Here is a 15,759-nt window from a genome sequence, read left to right as displayed (position 1 = left end):
GGCCGGATGCCCGGGCACATGAACGTGCTGCTCGCGGAGGCGGACGTCGAGTACGACGCGATGAAGGAAATGGACGACATCAACGACGAGTTCGCCCGCACCGATGTCACCCTGGTGATCGGTGCGAACGATGTCACCAACCCGGCGGCCCGCAACGATCCGTCGTCGCCGATCCACGGGATGCCGATCCTGAATGTGGATCAGTCGAAGTCGGTGATCGTGCTGAAGCGGTCGATGAACTCCGGGTTCGCCGGCATCGACAACCCGCTGTTCTTCGCGGACACCACCTCGATGCTGTTCGGGGACGCGAAGAAGTCGGTCGCCGAGGTCACCGAGGAACTCAAAGCCCTATAGGAGATAAGCGCCATGCGTGGGCACATCCCGATGGGAGGTGCCCACGCACAGCCCATCGAAACAGATCGGTCAGTAAATTAACCCGATATGCATTCGCGGCGCCCAGGGCGTGCAGAACCAACTTCGCACGCCGACAGTAAGACCTGCCGCACCCTCTCGTAAGTCGCCGAAATCGAATCGAACAGCCCGTCGCACACCCCTTTGCGCAAGTAGCTGGACCGATCGGCACTGACATCGGACCGGACACCCCGTTGTAGGGTTCCGCCCAGTTATCGACTGCAGCAATCAATTCCGGAGCGCATGCGAAGGTGTGGCGGTAGTGGTAGTCGTGTTTGGACTCGCCCACAGGCTGTCGGCGGTTCCCACATATCCCGGTCTCGCCCACCGGACGCCGCAGCCCGAAATGCTCGCCGTCACCTCTGACTTGGATGGAAATGCGGCTAGATGGACATGGGTGCATGCGGTCGGCTACACCGGGCCTCGCGATTTCCGGCGACAGCCGCGCACGTCGGTCCGACTATTGATTTGGACAGACATAGTCAGTATTATGGGGTCATACGTATACTTGGATGGCCACTTGCCGCTCGCACGGGTGACAGCGGACAGGGCAGCTGAGAGGCGCTCGACCACACGAACATGTTGTCAGGAGAGCTGATGTGCCCCGAATGAGCAGAGACTGCCGAGTCGTGCCTCGGAACTTACGGCGAGGTCCATCAAGAATAGCTTGACATGGCGCCAGGCCCTCCTCGTCTTTGGCGTAGCCGCCGGCGAAACCGTGCTGACCTTCGTTGTGAGCCCATCGATGGTGTTCCCGGGCATGGCAACAGCGGCAGGCCTCGACGAGTCTCGGCGCGCTGTCGAGGCTTTGGACCGCCGGATCGTTCCCGGGCACGACCGGTGGAGGGCGTGACGGCGGGCGCTTGCGCTAGCGCGTCGGCGGTTCGCTCGACGAAATTTCACTGCGGCGATCGCGGATCCCGCACCGCAAGAAAAGGAGCTTGATTTCATGGGAAAACTTGAGGGCAAGGTTGCGTTCATCACCGGCGCAGCGCGGGGGCAGGGTCGTAGCCACGCTGTGCGGTTGGCGCAAGAGGGTGCCGACATCATTGCGGTGGACATCTGTGAGGATATTCCCAACAGCCCGTACGAAGGTGCTAGTGACGCGGATCTCGCCGAGACGGTGAAGCAGGTAGAAGCTCTGGGCCGGCGCATTGTGGCGGCAAAGGCCGACGTCCGTGATTTCGACAGGCTCGAGAAGGTGGTCGACGACGGCGTCGCACGGCTAGGCAAGCTGGACGTAGTATGCGCCAATGCCGGTATCGCCGGTATCACCAGTCGACCGCAGTCTGTGTGGGAGTATGACGCAGCGACATGGCAGACAATGATCGATATCAACCTCACCGGCGTCTGGCACACGGCGAAGGTCGCAGTTCCGCATCTCATCGCCAATCAGGGCGGCTCCATCGTTCTCACCAGCTCGGCTGCTGGGCACAAGGCGTACGCGAACATCGGCCACTATGTGGCAGCCAAGCATGGCGTGATCGGACTGATGCGTACGCTCGCAATCGAATTGGCTCCACACAGCATTCGTGCGAACGCAGTGAGCCCCACGCAGGTGGACACACCCATGATCCAGAACACGGCCATGCGTCGATTGTTCCGACCTGATCTCGAGCATCCAACCAGGGAGGACTTCGCTCCGGCTTCTCAGACGGTGAACGCCTTGCCGATTCCCTGGGTGGATTCGGCAGATGTCAGCAATGCGTTCTTGTTTCTGGCTTCCGACGAATCTCGGTACATCACCGGTGTCGCCCTTCCTGTCGACGCGGGTGCACTCATCAAGTAGAACGAATCGGATCGCTTTCCGCGTGAGTGACTCTCGTTGGCCATTACGCCATTCAGGAGAGGCAGATTCGTGTCTGATAACGATACGAAGGTGTACGTGACCGCCGCGCTGGAACGTTTCCCCACGAGTATCAGGTACATGGCATTCGGCATCAGTTACAACGTCTTCCGGCTGATCGGCGGAATCGCGGCATACGTCTCGACATTCCTGGTCGCGCAGACGGGGACCACTTACGCGCCCGCCTTCTATCTGATGGCTATTGCCGTGGTGGTGCTGCTGACAACGTTGCGGGTCCCGGGACCGCGAGTCGCCTCGGATCGGCATAAGAGAGATACTCCGGCGCTCCGTCGGCAACCGTCATCGCCGGTATCCGCCGGTGCATCGAACAAGGAGGACCACCATGGGACGTCTCGACAACAAGGTCGCGCTGGTGACCGGCGCCGCCCGTGGCCAAGGACGGTCACATGTCCTGCGGCTTGCCGAGGAAGGCGCCGATGTGGTGGCGATAGATATCTGCACCCCGATGGAAACCGTGCCCTATGCCCTGCCCACCTCCGAGGATCTTGCCCGTACGGCAGAACTGGCCGAGACGACGGGCCGCCGGGTAATTCATCGGGAGTGCGATATCAGGGATCTGGCCGGGCTCCAGGCCGTTGTTGCCGAGGCGGTCGGGGAGCTCGGTGGGATCGATATCGTCGTGGCTAATGCCGGCATCACCAGTTTCGCGCCCTCCTGGGAAATGTCCGAACAGCAATGGCAGGAGATGATCGACGTCAATCTCACCGGTTCGTGGAAGACCGTGCGGGCGGCGGTGCCGTCGATGATCGAGCGGAAGCGGGGCGGATCGATCATCCTCACCAGCTCACTTGCCGGTCTGATCGCGTACGCCGATCTATCCCACTACACTGCCTCCAAGCACGGCGTCACCGGTCTCATGCGCGCGCTCGCGGTCGAGCTCGGCCCGCACAACATTCGGGTCAACTCACTACATCCCGGGAACGTCGACACACCGATGATCAACAACCCGGTGGTGCACAATGTCTTCCTTCCCCACCTCGCGAACCCGACGCGAGCCGAGGTGGAAGAAGTTTTCGTTCAATTGCAAGGCCTGCGTGTGCCTTGGATCGAACCCATCGACATCAGCAACGCGGTGGTCTACCTCGCCTCCGACGACGCTCGCTACGTCACCGGCACCACACACGTCATCGACGCGGGAGCCATGGCGCCCAACAAGATCCCCCACCAGTGACCGGCTGACGGCACGGACCCGGGCCTCGCACAAGTTCAAACAGGAGCGCATGATGAACAAGATCGACGAGAACCTCCTCGTGGTCGGGGCAGGCCTCGGAGGCCTTGCTACCGCGATCGCCGCGGCAGAACGCGGATTCCGGGTGACGATTCTCGAAGCGGCGGACAGGGTGGGCGGGGCCGCAGCCTACTCGGCCGGAGTGGTCTGGTCGCCCGCGAACCACGTGATGCTTCGCGAAGGCGTTCACGACAGTATGGAAAACGCCGCGACATTCATCAAAGCGACGGCCGGACGTTATCCCGAGCTGCTCGACGATTCGGCCATGTATCGATTCCTGACGATGTCGCCGCGAGCGGTCGAGTATTTCGAGAACCTCGGGGTAGTCCAATGGAAAATCATTCCAGCAATGCCGGACAGCCATGCCGGGGCGCCGGGATGGTCCGAGTACGGACGCTATCTCTCGGCTGTATTCGACGCTGATCTGCTCGGAGACTGGCGGGACAAGTTGCGCTATACCCCGCACTTTCCCTACGAGACCAACTACTGGGAAATCCACGAGAAGACCGGGAAGACACCCGCCGCGCTGACTCCGAGCTCTGACGGGGGCAAAGTCGAACCGCCGACCCGAGAGCTTTCGGAGACCGACAGGCCAATTAACTTGCTCGGATTCGGTACCGGTGTTGTCGCGAACTTTCTGCACGCCACCTCGCGCAGAAACGAGATCACGATCCGGTTGGAACACCGTGTGGAGGCGCTGATCATCGAGGATGAACGCGTCGCGGGTGTAGTGGTCGATACATCCGCGGGACGGGAAACGTTTCGGGGCAAGGTGGTCCTCGCCACGAGCGGGTTCGATTCGGACCCCGCTCTGGTGAAGCGGTTCACCGGCTTAGGAGCGCAGGACTACGGAACGATGGCTCCGCGAACGAACCGTGGCGACGGATTCCGTCTTGCAGCGTCGGCCGGCGCCGATCTCGTTCAGTTTCCGGCACGTTCCGCGCCGTATATCCCCGGATACTTCTCCGGGAAGGCGAACGCATTTCTCGGACGGGAAGAGTATACGTACCCGCATACTTTCATCGTCAACTGTAGAGGAGAGCGCTTCTGCGACGATTCGTACTATGGCGATCTGGCGTGGCAGGCGCTGGCCCCCGACGCGCAACATTTCCCGATCTACATGATCTGGGATGAGGAACACCATCGTCGTTATGGGGGAGTCGGTGCAGACCCCGGCGGGGACTACGAAGAAGGCCTGGTCGAATCTGCTACGACGATGAAGGAACTCGGCACCAAGCTGGGAATCGACGGCGTGCAACTCGAACGAACGGCCGCCGAATTCAATGGCCCTGCGGCGACGGCCGCCGATCCGCGATTCGGACGGGGAAGCGATCCGTACGTACAGCGCTTCTACGGAGACCCTACGCACGAGCTGCACCCCAATATCGCGCCCGTCGCCACGCCACCGTACTTCGGTATGCGTCTGCGTCTCAACATGGTCTCGATCTCAATGAGCGGTGTTCGTACCGATCCCGACGGACACGTGCTCGACATCAGCGGAAAACCCATTCCCCATCTCTACGCGGTGGGCGCTGTCGCCGCCTTCACAGCGACCGGAACCAGTTACCAAGGTGGATTCTCCCTCAGCCGGGCGCTCACCATGGCGCTGACCGTAGCCGAGTGCGCGAGCCGGGAATAGCAGGATCGAACGGCGATAAGCCGGCAACGTACGTAGTGTTCGCGTAGTCGAAGGGCAGATTCCTATGGGTAACCCACTGCATATCGGTGTCACGTTGCCGAACTTGGGTCCGAATGCACAGCCGGATACGATCCGCCGGCTTGCCCGTATTGCCGAACGACGGGGCTTCGGGTCTGTCTGGGTTTCCGACCATATCGTGATGCCGGCCGCTCCGTTGACCGAGTATCCGTACAGTGGCAATGGGCGACCACCATTCGATCCGTCCACCCCGTACCTCGACCCGTTCGCCACGCTGAACTTCGTTGCCGCCTGCACCGAACGAGTACAGCTCGGCATCGGAGTTCTGGTACTTCCTTTGCGGCACCCGATCGGCGTGGCTAAACAGGTAGCGTCCCTGGACGTGCTCTCCGGCGGCCGGACCCTGCTGGGCGTGGGAAGCGGGTGGATGGTCGAGGAATTCTCTCTGCTCGAGCAGGGTTGGGCCGATCGTGGGCGGCGCACCGATCGGGGCATCGACACATTGCGGGGATGCTGGCAGGCCGACGCTGCGGTGCCCGACGGTGGCCGAGTCGGCATCGCGCCGCCTCCTCGGCAAGGCGTCCGGCTGCCGGTGCTCATCGGTGGACACAGCTCGGCAGCGCTCCGCCGTGCAGTCCAGCGTGGGGACGGCTGGTATGCCACCAAATTGACTCCCTCCCAGTTCGCCGAGCGCCGCGGCAGGCTGCGCCGAATGGAGGCGCAGAGCGGCGCATGCGAACAGTTGGTCGTGGGGGTTCGCCCGGATGTCGTTGCGCCGGAAGGGGCCGCGACGGTAACGCGTGATCTCGCCGACGCGGGAGCGGAGTTCGTCGTGCTCGGCGGACCCTTCGGGGAGCTCACCCCGGACCAGGCGGCATCCTGGATGGAAGCCGCCGCCGATGCGCTCGGACTCGTCGGAGAACTCGTCCCACCGATCGCGTCGCGACGGTCCTGGCCGGCGGTTACCGCAGCGGTTGGGCCTCGAGCCGTTGGCCGTTCGGCCTATTGATCAGTATCAGAACCCGTTCCTCGCCCGTAGGACACCTGCATCAACCTGTCGGCGGGAGGCACCTGGGGACACGACTGTCCATTTATTCGTTACGGCTGACGAAAGGTCTGCACACATGTCCATTGAAGACAAATTTGCCATCATCGAGCTGAACCATCGCTACGCCCTTCTCCTCGACACGGGCGAACCCGCCCGGTGGGCGGCCGAAGTGTTCACGGAGGATTGCGTTTTCGACGAGCGCCAGGTCGATTCCGGTCTCCATGTGGGGCGCGAGGCAATCGCGGCTTACGGAGACGAATTGATGGCATCGGTGGAACACGTCGTTCACCACATGACCAACCACGTGATCACTGTTCGGTCGGAAACGGGCGCGACGGGCGTTGCGTTCGGTATATGCGAGGTGCAGCACGCCGACGGCGGTCCTCGGCTGCGGTTCAACGTTCTGTACGAAGACGAGTACAGAAAGGTCAACTCCATGTGGCTGATCTCCAAGAGGGTGCTTGTGAAGACCTTCGAACCCGAGCAGGTCGGGCAGTTCCCCGCTGCCCCGGCATAGTGCTCTGGCGGCAGATCGTGGCCTGAATCCGTCCGGTACGGCCCCGTATGTTGCCCTGTCGTCACAGGGCAACCGTGACGGGTCGGAGCGCCCGCGTCGCCGAACTCGTCGCCGCTAGTCGACCATGGTTAGGCCACCGCTGACGCTGAGTACCTGGTGGACCCAGCTCGTCGATATCGAGCACGATACCCTCGGTGCGGGACTGGGAGTCCGCGCGGCGTTTCCCACGTCCGGGCCGGCGAAAACCGACGAGTACGTCCCGGCCTTCACGCCCGCCCAAGACGAGTAGGCCGTTGTCCGATAAAAGTGCCGGTCACATCGTGATTGATTCGGCATATTCCGGTCGCCGTGGTGTGCACCGGACGCACTGCTTCGCTATAGGCAACATAACCGACGAACCAGGAGAGTAGGTCACGAATTATGTCCGATCGAACTGCCGGCATGAAGTTTCCGTCAAAGGTCGGTGTCTGGTGGAACAGCGAGGCGTGGCCGATACGTGAGGCACAGGACATCGCCCGCGAGATCGAAGCGCTGGGGTTCGGTTCGCTGTTCATGCCCGAGGGCGGCGGCAAAGACGCGCTGGTAGAATCCGCGGCCTTTCTCGCGGCCACCGGCCGGCTGGTGGTCGGCACCGGCATCGCCAATATCCACGTTCGGATACCAACAGCGGCGGAATCCGGCGGCCGCATCCTCAGCGCCCTGTACCCGGGACGGTTCGTGCTCGGTCTGGGCGTCAGCCACAGCCCGTTCGTCGAACAGTTGCCCGGAGGCGCGTATCGCAAGCCGCTGGCAACGATGCGGACGTATCTCGAGCGCATGGACGCACTGTCCCCGGAGATCGAGCCCGGCGCCAGGCCGCTACGCCTGCTCGCCGCATTAGGACCGAAGATGATCGAACTATCCGGCGAGCACGCCAACGGCGCCCATCCGTATCTGGTGACACCCGAACAGACACAGGTGACCCGCTCGATCCTCGGCGCCGATCGCTGGATCGTCACCGAACAAGCTGTGGCGATCGGTGGCGATACGGACGATCAACTTCGGCGTGCGCACGACCACCTCACTATGTATTCGTCGCTGCCCAACTACCGGAACTCGTGGCTGCGCCAAGGTTTCGAGGAGCCCGACCTGGTCGGCGGTGGATCGGACCGGTTGGCCCGCGCACTGGTCGGCATGGGTACTGCCGACGACGCGGCCGCTGCGCTCACCGCACATCTCGACGCCGGCGCGGACCACGTCGTTGTGCAGGTCCTCGCGGACACGCCGTCGACCGACCCGCGGCCGGCGCTCCGTGAACTCGCCTCGGCGTTGCAGTTGTAATTGCACCGGCGACTAGTGCTCGGCTTGCCATTGGTCGGCGTGGAGATAGCCGCGCGACAAAGCAGCACCGACAGGGGCCGACGACCTCTCCCACCCGGAGAGAGGTCGTCGGCGGCCACTAGGCGCTGGGTCAGCGGTGTGCGGCGCGATTGATCGCGACGGTCTCGTCTAGCGAGGGCGCCTCGGTGAGGCTCGCGAAATGCTCCCCGAGCCGGTCACGAGTACGGGGCGCTTCGTCCTTGTCGGCCGCTGCCAGGGCCTGCCCCAACTCCGCGACATCCAGTTCGGTGCAGTAGGCGGGCGTCCCCGGCTGCTGCCGCCACGATTCGGCCAGAGCCCCGGCATCGACGGGATCGAAGCCCGTGTCGTCGACGAGCTGCATGACGGTCCGGCGTGCTCGTTCCGAATCGGCGGCAACGGGGATAGCGATCCGGCCGAGCGTTCCGGCGAGTACTCCCTTGGTCTGCTGTGTCCCCGCGAGCGCGGCGTTCCACGCCTTCACAATCGGTTTGCCGAGCTGCTCCGCGCTCCACACACTCTCGACTTGTCCGTTGTCCACCGCCTCGATGTGGCCGTTCATGCCGGGGTAGTAGTTCGAGGTGTCGACGATCACCGTATCGTCGGACACTCCGGCGAGGAGGCCGGCGAGCTCGGGCTGCTTCGAGAATGGGATCGACAGGATGATGACCTCCCTGTCGTGGGTCGCGGCGTCGAGGTCTACTGCGCGAGCGCCTGCTTTCCGGACGTCGGCGGCGACGGCCTCCGGCCCACGGGCGTCCGCGACCAGTACCTCATGTCCGGCCTCGCTGAGCCGGCGTGCGATATTGCCGCCGATGGCTCCGGCGCCGATAACGGAAATCCTCATATCGTGTTCCTTCCCTTCTATCGTGTCCGGATCGCTACATGAACAGTGCGCGGCTGAGGCGGACGTGGTATTCAGAGTCGGGGTTCGTTCCAACGCCAACCCTTTCGGCGATGGCGGCGCCCGACAGGTCGCGCCGCTTCGGCAATCTCGCGGCCTCGGCGCGCGCTAGGGCGGCCGGCATCTCGTCGCGGGTGAGATCTGTGCAATAAACCGGTGCCCCGGGCTGCTGGCGCCACGATTGCGCCAGCGGTCCGGCATCGAATCCATCGAATCCGGTGTCCTCGACCAGCGCTATGGCGACCGCGCGTTCGCTGTCGTCGTCGGCCGCGACCGGGATCGCGATACGGCCCCGAATCCCTGGAGGCGTGCCTTTAAGGGCGAAGGAGCCGGAGCCGATGGCATTCCACGCCTTGACGATCGACTGGCCGAGCTGTTGTGCGACCCAGAGACTTTCGACCTGGCCGGCTTCGATGGCCGCGATCTGGGAATCACGCCCCGGAATGTAGTTCGAGGTGTCGATAACGACCGTCTCAGCGGGTACGCCAGCGAGCAGCGGCGCGATCTCGGGAACGCGGTTCAGCGGGACGGAGAGGATGACGACGTCCACGTCTTTCACTGCCTCGGACGCGGGCACCGCACGTGCTCCCGTGGCCAGGACCGTGGCGTCGATTGTGTCGGGTCCGCGCGAGTTGGCCACCTTCACATCGTGTCCGGCCGCGCTCAACTTTCGACTGAGTGTCTTACCGATATGGCCGACACCGAGAATACCTATCTTCATCCAGTAACTCCTTGGGTTATTTATCGATTTCATTCATCGGGCAGGGCTGTGCGGACACTTCGCAGGCGCCGTGCCGGCCGAGGCGTGAAACAGCTTTTGCCTGGCGGCTTTTTCCTGGTCTCCGGTCCTACAGATCTCGGGCCAGATGTGCGACCACCACAGCGCCGGGTCGCACAGATCTGCCGAACGACGGACGGCCGGTTTGTACCGGGTGTTACCGAACGCAAATTCGACAGTTCCGCTTTTGGATCGGACTGCCCGCTGCGAAAGTCGGTGCTGCTCTACTGCTTTTTGTTTTGGTTGCGGTAGCCGTTTTCGATGAGTGTCAGGAGACGGTCGAGTACCTCATAGTCGGCCTCGGCGGCGCCCATGGTCCACGCCACCGAGACGGCCAGGAGGAACAAGTCTCGCCCCGTTACCGAGGCTCGCACCTGTCCCGTGAGCCGCGCGGCGCGCACGTACTCCTCGGTGGTCGCGATGATGTTCTCGCAGGGCACCGTCAGCGGGTTGTCCGGTTCCAATGCCCTCGCGGCAGCCATGAGCGGTTCCGGCAACCCGCTGAACGCGCTGAAATATTCCTCCATCGCGTGCAGCCAGCGCCGCAGCTTTTCCAACGCGTCGTCGAGCTGCGAGATATCGGCGCGACGTGCCTCTAGTACTTCCGAACGGGACTGCAACACCGCCGCCAGGAGCGCCTCGCGGTTCGGGAAATGCCGATACAACGTGCCCGGCCCGACGCCGGCGTCTTTGGTGACCGCCTCCATTGAAGTGCCGACCCCGAATTTCAGGAACTGACGCTGAGCCGCCTCCAGCAGAGCAGCACGGTTGCGCTGGACATCCGCGCGCGGCCGGCGGCCCGGCTGCTCTTCAGCACTCATACGTCTCCTGTCTGCTCCGGGCTCCACCTCAAATCGGATACCGCCTCCGGATACCGGGACAGCATAAAACGGAGGCTGTATCCGGTCAACTCGCCGGAGTGGATGGCTACGGCTGCGATCTGCTGGCTGAAGCCCCGCATGTCCGCCGCGATCGGAGCAGGCACCTCAGTCACCAATGTTCGGATTGCGGTCGTGCGAGTACCGCGGAGATCGATACCGAGGGTGCGTAGTCGGTTCATGATCGTGTTGGGGTGCAGGTGACTGCCGGGCGTGCGGCCGGGAAAGAGCCACTCCGATTCACCATCTCGGACGGCATGCAGGTTGGGTCGTTGTGCGAGGTGCTCGGTGAGCATGTCCGCGAACGGCGTCGGAATGGGCGCAGGATGGGTGCCGAGGGCAAGATATGGACCGTCTGACGCCAGGAGGATGTCGTTGGTGCGATGTGTTGCGATCCTCGCGATTGGTTGAGTGTAGAGGAGCTGCAGTGTGCCGGCGATCCGATATGGCAGGGATTCGCTGTTACCGGTCAGCAGTTCACGCAGCCAGGCGATTAATTGGTCCTGGGTGATGGTGGGGGAGGAGCGGGCGCTCCGCGCTCGAGCACTTACGTCGCCGCTACCGGTGGCGGCACGGCGGAGGCGGTTGATCTTTACGGGTGGGATGCACGTATCTCGGCTGCACCGATGCTTCCTTCGCACTTTGCTGAAGTGTCCACCCGGAACACAGTTTCGGATGCACCATCGACTGTCTATGGCCTGCGGTGGCCGCGGGACAGCACATTCGAAAGGGGCCTTCCCTCCCCAAATAGGCGCAATACACCCCGCAGCGGGACCTATGCCAGACGCGGCGTCGCGAGTCGACGACAGGGAGGGTGATCGCAGAGCTCAAGTTCGCTTTTTGGCAAGCCATGTTCACTGCGGGTCACGATATACACATTTTGAATCACCAGATCCTCGCACTGTTTTCCGAATGCTGCGGGGATGACTGCTGAGCGCTCCGCCGCCGGATCTATGACGATCTTGAGGATCCGAACGATGCGAAATCGGATTTGGCTGGGGCTAGGACCGGCGCAGGCCGTACTGGTGACCGATGCCCAGATTCTCGCGCAGGGTCTCGCCTTCGTACTCGGTACGGAACAGGCCGCGCTGCTGCAGGATGGGGATGACTCCATCGGCGAAAGCGTCCATGCCATAGGCGAGAACGCCGGGGATGACGAGGAATCCGTCGGCGGCGCCGGCCTCAAACCGTTCCTGCATGTGGTCGGCGACGACCTCGGGCGAGCCGATGGGAGCGGATGGTAGTCGATGACGGCGTGGTGGAGCACCTCGCGCACGGTCCAGCCTTCCTTGGCGACCTCGAGTGCTCTCAACGATTGTGGGTCGCCGGGGTTGGTGTGCGCAATGGACAGCTGATCTGCGCTCAATGGGGCGTTGAGGTCGCTTGGCCCCAGCGGCGGGCCGATGAGCTGGCCGAGGTAGTGCACGTGCTGGACAATGTCGGGCTCGACCAGCTTTCCGCGCTGAGTCAGCGCCGCTGCGTAGGTCGCGGCGATGGTGGGCATCACCCCGGGGAAGAACTTGATGTCATCGGGGCTGCGGCCAGCGGATTTCGCGGCTTGGCGCACCGACTCGCGCTGGCGCCGGGCGTCGTCAATAGTGAAGACCTCGCTGACAAGGATGTCGGCATAGCGGCCGGCGTGGGCGTGGCTGTGCGGGCTGGCGCCAGCGTGAGCCATGACTGGCTGGCCCTGCTTGGATGGCGGGATCTCGTCAGGCGTCTTCTTCCCAGCTGCCCCATAGTGCCTGGACGATCTGGATGACTTCGTCGGCCCGGGCATAGCGAGTATCGCGGTCATCGATTCTGCGCCCGAAGTTTGCGGCAGCCTGAGGGGCTGAGGTGGTCACGGCGTTCCAGCCCATGCGTCCGCCGGAGACGACGTCGAGGGACTTCAGCACGCGAGCGATATTGTATGGCTCTTCGAATGTGGCGCTGACGGTGTTGACTACACCGATCGCTCAGCCAGCGCGATGGCGGTGGCCACGACGGTTGGCTCGAGGGTCTGGTTCGGCGAGTGTGCCTCGCTGCGCTGGGTTTTGGGCGAGGAAGTCACCGAGGAAGATGAAATCGAACTTGCCGCGTTCGGCGGCCTGAGCGTAGCGCATCACGGCGTGAATGTTGACGTAGTCGGTGGGGTCGACCTGAGGGTCGAGCCACGCGTATGGGCTGGCGCCCAGAACATTGCCGCTTGTGGTGGCAAGGTGAATCTGTTTCCGGGACATTGCCTACTTTCGTCCGTGGTGGATAGCGTCGACGTGGCGGTTGTAATAGGTCAACGGGGCCGTATCGTCGTAGCGTTGGTGGTCGATGACTTCGAAGAGGACCAGCTCGTGGTCGCCGGCCGGGATGTGCTGGTGGGGTCGACGGGCACAACCTTCGTCGGCGAATGTGTCGATCCGTCGGAGATGACACGTAGGCTAAAAGGAGATAGTCTCCTCTTAGGAAGAAGGGATACGGAGACACTCCCCGTTTGGCAAAGTGAGGTAACCGCAGTAGTGCGTGAGATCGTGACGAGCAGGGTTCGTGCCCCGCGGGCTGATGCCCGACGTAACCGGGCCACATCCTCGACATCGCCGAGCAGTATTTCTCGGAACACGGCGTCAGCGGTTCGCTCGATGCGATCGCAAAACAGGCCGGCGTCGGCGCGGGCACCCTATACCGGCATTTCCCTAACCGGGAAGCGTTGCTCGCCGCGCGTGACAAGGCTCTGCTGTCCCGACGTGACGAACTCCGTACCCGGTCGGCGAACGCCGCCGCCGCGCTCGACGGCTGGCTCGACGTGCTCACCGAATGGGCTGGCGCATTCGATGGTCTGCCCGAGCCGCTGCGAGCTGCAACGACGGCCAGCCCGTCCCCGCTGGCTGTGACATGCCAGGGATTCGTCACGACGATCGAGGAGTTCCTCCAGGCCGCCCAGGGCGAGGGAAGCGCCCGCAGCGAGGTCAAGGGCCGGGACCTTTTCCTTGCCACTTTGGCCACCAGCTGGGTGCGGGGTGCGGATTTGGCTGACGACGAATCTGCCGCGGCCCTGGCCGCTCTCACCAGAAACGGGTGGGAGTTGCCCACACACAGATCCCCCGTCAGGCGCCGCCGACAAAAGGTAGTGCCGAGACGATCACGCCTCGTGCGGGCGTGAGTACTAATCCATCATCAGCAAGGAGAGCAACATGAAGCGCATTGGAATCATTGGCAGCGGATCGATCGGAGCAGCGATCGCTCGGTTGGCTATCGCGGCCGACTACGAAGTCTTGATCGCGAATTCGCGGGGACCTGAGTCGCTCACGGACTTGATCGACGAGCTCGGCCCCCGGGCACAGGCCGGCGAGGTCCGTGCGGCAGCGGAGTTCGGCGACATCCCGGTCCTGGCCGTACCGCTAGCCGCTTACCCGAACCTGCCCATAGACGCCTTCGCGGGAAAGACGATCCTCTCCACGGGTAACTACTACCCCCACCGGGACGGTCGCATCGAGCAACTGGACACCCTCGAGAGCACCACCGCCGAGTACGAGCAAACCCTCCTCCCGGACACGCTCATCGTCAAAGCATTCAACAACATCCTCTTCCACCACATCCCGAACCTCGCCAACTCCCTCCCGCGCACAGCACTGCCGGTCGCCGGAGACGACACCGCAGCCAAGGCGCGCGTCTCCGACATCGTGAACGCGCTTGGATTCGACACGGTCGACGCCGGGACGCTCGCCGAGTCGTGGCGCTTCGAACCGGAGTCCGGTGCCTACACGCCGATCTACGCCGCCAGCGCAGACGGACTCAAAAACGATTACCTCGCCGACCCCGGGGCCCCCGTTTCGGCAGACCGTCTGCGCACGCTGCTTGCTGCCTCGCATCGCCCTGATGTCGGGGCGCGACAGTTCTGACGCATAAGAACCGACCTCCAGGAGGGTACGGGCCGCGAACGTGCGGTGTATGCCGTCACCCGATGAGACAAGGACCCGCGGAAATCCCCGCTGAAACAACACGAATGGAACAATAAATGCCACGCCTGAACAGCAAGGTCGCCGTCATCACCGGAGCTGCCAGCGGTATCGGACTCGCCACGGCGCATATTTTTGCTGCCGAGGGAGCCAAAGTCGTCGTCACCGATGTATCGCAGGACGCACTCGGCCGCGCCGTCGAAGAGATTTCCGCCTCGGGAACAGAGGTGATCGCGCACATGCTCGACGTCAGTTCACCCGAGGACTGGAAACGGGTCATCGCCGACGTCACCGCTTTATGGGGAACTATCGACATCCTGGTCAACAACGCCGGGATCGCCCTCCCCAAGGGCCTTCTTGATACTGAACTCGACGAGTGGAACAAGGTTCTTGCGATCAATGCGACAGGCACCTGGCTCGGTATGAAAAACGTCATTCCCGTCATGCAGGCCGCAGGGCGTGGCGCGATCGTGAACGTCTCGTCGCTCGCGGCCATCATCTCCGGGCCAGCCGACGGCGGCGGCGCTGCCTATTCTGCCTCGAAAGGCGCAGTCCGGTCCCTGACCAAGCACGCGGCGAACTACTTCGCTGCCGACAGCATCCGTGTGAACTCGGTTCACCCCGGCCCGATCTACACAAGCCTCATCAAGAACTACGGCATCACCAAGGAGGAGGCTGCGGACCCCGTGAACTCGGTTCTGCCACCGCACATCGGCGAATCGTCCGACATCGCCTACGGCATCCTGTATCTCGCATCTGACGAGGCGAAATTCGTCACCGGCGAAGAACTGATCATCGACGGCGGCTACGTCGCCCCCTGAGGCGAGGCGGAGGTGCGCCCCCCTTCGGGTAGTGCACCTCCGCGCATGGCCAAGCGGCCACCCGAACTCCGAAAGCCGATAAACATGACAAGCAAGAAGCAGATGATCCTGGGGTTGCACACCGGTAGCGGGTACGGCTCGCAGAGTTCGGCCTGGCGCGCCCCCGGCGTCGACGCCAACTACACCAGCTTCGACGCCCAGGTCCGCTACGCCCGAGCCGCCGAGCGTGGCGAGTTTGCGTTTCTGCTTTTCCCGGACTTTCTCGGCGAATAGGTCGACAACCGACGCTCGGAGTAACGAGTCGAAGGAAACGGCCAACGCCAAACATTGGATTCGAAACGGAGAGTATCTCCGTATAGCGCGCAGCCGACAGCGCGAAC

17 protein-coding genes and 2 pseudogenes are annotated in these 15,759 nt (G+C 63.2%); 13 read left to right on the top strand and 6 right to left on the bottom strand.

Annotation, left to right across the window (positions count from 1 at the left end; genetic code table 11):
• The 8 genes from AC1DWT_RS23990 to AC1DWT_RS23955 all read left to right on the top strand — a co-directional run.
• Positions 1-354, top strand: a 354-nt coding sequence (locus tag AC1DWT_RS23990) for an NAD(P)(+) transhydrogenase (Re/Si-specific) subunit beta (protein WP_477922492.1), incomplete at its 5' end; no start/stop codon positions are given.
• A gap of 1,006 nt (positions 355-1,360) precedes the next feature.
• Positions 1,361-2,200 carry a mycofactocin-coupled SDR family oxidoreductase gene (locus tag AC1DWT_RS23985; protein ID WP_477922490.1) on the top strand — a complete coding sequence of 280 codons (840 nt, stop codon included), beginning with the start codon at positions 1,361-1,363 and terminating at the stop codon, positions 2,198-2,200.
• A 400-nt stretch (positions 2,201-2,600) separates the two neighbouring features.
• Complete coding sequence (locus tag AC1DWT_RS23980) at positions 2,601-3,449, top strand: mycofactocin-coupled SDR family oxidoreductase (RefSeq protein WP_477922489.1); 849 nt, start codon at positions 2,601-2,603, stop codon at positions 3,447-3,449.
• Between the two features lie 52 nt (positions 3,450-3,501).
• Complete coding sequence (locus AC1DWT_RS23975; protein WP_477922488.1) at positions 3,502-5,145, top strand: FAD-dependent oxidoreductase; 1,644 nt, start codon at positions 3,502-3,504, stop codon at positions 5,143-5,145.
• A gap of 64 nt (positions 5,146-5,209) precedes the next feature.
• Positions 5,210-6,172, top strand: a complete 963-nt coding sequence (locus tag AC1DWT_RS23970) for a TIGR03619 family F420-dependent LLM class oxidoreductase (protein WP_477922486.1) — start codon at positions 5,210-5,212, stop codon at positions 6,170-6,172.
• A 115-nt stretch (positions 6,173-6,287) separates the two neighbouring features.
• A complete protein-coding gene (locus tag AC1DWT_RS23965) occupies positions 6,288-6,728 on the top strand; it encodes a nuclear transport factor 2 family protein (RefSeq protein WP_477922484.1) in 441 nt (146 codons plus the stop codon).
• 124 nt (positions 6,729-6,852) lie between these two features.
• Positions 6,853-7,017, top strand: coding sequence for a hypothetical protein (locus AC1DWT_RS23960; RefSeq protein ID WP_156517553.1), 165 nt, complete (start codon positions 6,853-6,855; stop codon positions 7,015-7,017).
• A gap of 152 nt (positions 7,018-7,169) precedes the next feature.
• On the top strand, positions 7,170-8,048 hold the full coding sequence (locus tag AC1DWT_RS23955) for a TIGR03620 family F420-dependent LLM class oxidoreductase (protein WP_231914103.1): 879 nt from the start codon (positions 7,170-7,172) through the stop codon (positions 8,046-8,048).
• A 130-nt stretch (positions 8,049-8,178) separates the two neighbouring features.
• Here the strand turns inward: AC1DWT_RS23955 and AC1DWT_RS23950 are convergent, their stop codons facing one another.
• The 6 genes and pseudogenes from AC1DWT_RS23950 to AC1DWT_RS23925 form a co-directional block, all read right to left on the bottom strand.
• Positions 8,179-8,913 (bottom strand): NADPH-dependent F420 reductase, encoded by a 735-nt coding sequence (locus tag AC1DWT_RS23950; RefSeq protein ID WP_477922483.1) that lies wholly within the window; start codon positions 8,911-8,913, stop codon positions 8,179-8,181.
• A 34-nt stretch (positions 8,914-8,947) separates the two neighbouring features.
• Positions 8,948-9,691 (bottom strand): NADPH-dependent F420 reductase, encoded by a 744-nt coding sequence (locus AC1DWT_RS23945; protein ID WP_477922482.1) that lies wholly within the window; start codon positions 9,689-9,691, stop codon positions 8,948-8,950.
• Positions 9,692-9,972: 281 nt separating this feature from the next.
• Positions 9,973-10,569, bottom strand: a complete 597-nt coding sequence (locus tag AC1DWT_RS23940) for a TetR/AcrR family transcriptional regulator (protein ID WP_477922480.1) — start codon at positions 10,567-10,569, stop codon at positions 9,973-9,975.
• Between the two features lie 1,058 nt (positions 10,570-11,627).
• Positions 11,628-11,825 (bottom strand): hypothetical protein, encoded by a 198-nt coding sequence (locus AC1DWT_RS23935; RefSeq protein WP_061699506.1) that lies wholly within the window; start codon positions 11,823-11,825, stop codon positions 11,628-11,630.
• Positions 11,826-12,139: 314 nt separating this feature from the next.
• Positions 12,140-12,524, bottom strand: a pseudogene (locus AC1DWT_RS23930) (LLM class flavin-dependent oxidoreductase); the annotation flags it as partial.
• Between the two features lie 60 nt (positions 12,525-12,584).
• Complete coding sequence (locus AC1DWT_RS23925) at positions 12,585-12,848, bottom strand: hypothetical protein (protein WP_061699504.1); 264 nt, start codon at positions 12,846-12,848, stop codon at positions 12,585-12,587.
• 338 nt (positions 12,849-13,186) lie between these two features.
• Between AC1DWT_RS23925 and AC1DWT_RS23920 the strand changes: the two are divergent.
• From AC1DWT_RS23920 to AC1DWT_RS23900, 5 genes and pseudogenes are all read left to right on the top strand, one after another.
• Positions 13,187-13,261 (top strand): annotated as a pseudogene (locus tag AC1DWT_RS23920) (TetR/AcrR family transcriptional regulator); the annotation flags it as partial.
• A gap of 48 nt (positions 13,262-13,309) precedes the next feature.
• Positions 13,310-13,762, top strand: a complete 453-nt coding sequence (locus tag AC1DWT_RS23915) for an SbtR family transcriptional regulator (RefSeq protein ID WP_477922479.1) — start codon at positions 13,310-13,312, stop codon at positions 13,760-13,762.
• Between the two features lie 31 nt (positions 13,763-13,793).
• Positions 13,794-14,501: an NADPH-dependent F420 reductase gene (locus tag AC1DWT_RS23910; protein ID WP_061699503.1), complete on the top strand. Its 708-nt coding sequence runs from the start codon at positions 13,794-13,796 to the stop codon at positions 14,499-14,501.
• A gap of 116 nt (positions 14,502-14,617) precedes the next feature.
• On the top strand, positions 14,618-15,379 hold the full coding sequence (locus AC1DWT_RS23905) for an SDR family NAD(P)-dependent oxidoreductase (RefSeq protein ID WP_477922477.1): 762 nt from the start codon (positions 14,618-14,620) through the stop codon (positions 15,377-15,379).
• Between the two features lie 84 nt (positions 15,380-15,463).
• Positions 15,464-15,652, top strand: a complete 189-nt coding sequence (locus AC1DWT_RS23900; protein ID WP_061699501.1) for a hypothetical protein — start codon at positions 15,464-15,466, stop codon at positions 15,650-15,652.
• Positions 15,653-15,759 lie beyond the last annotated feature (107 nt).

It is taken from the genome of Rhodococcus sp. P4_B6 (genome assembly GCF_056402215.1).
This window is presented reverse-complemented; position numbering and strand designations above follow the sequence as displayed.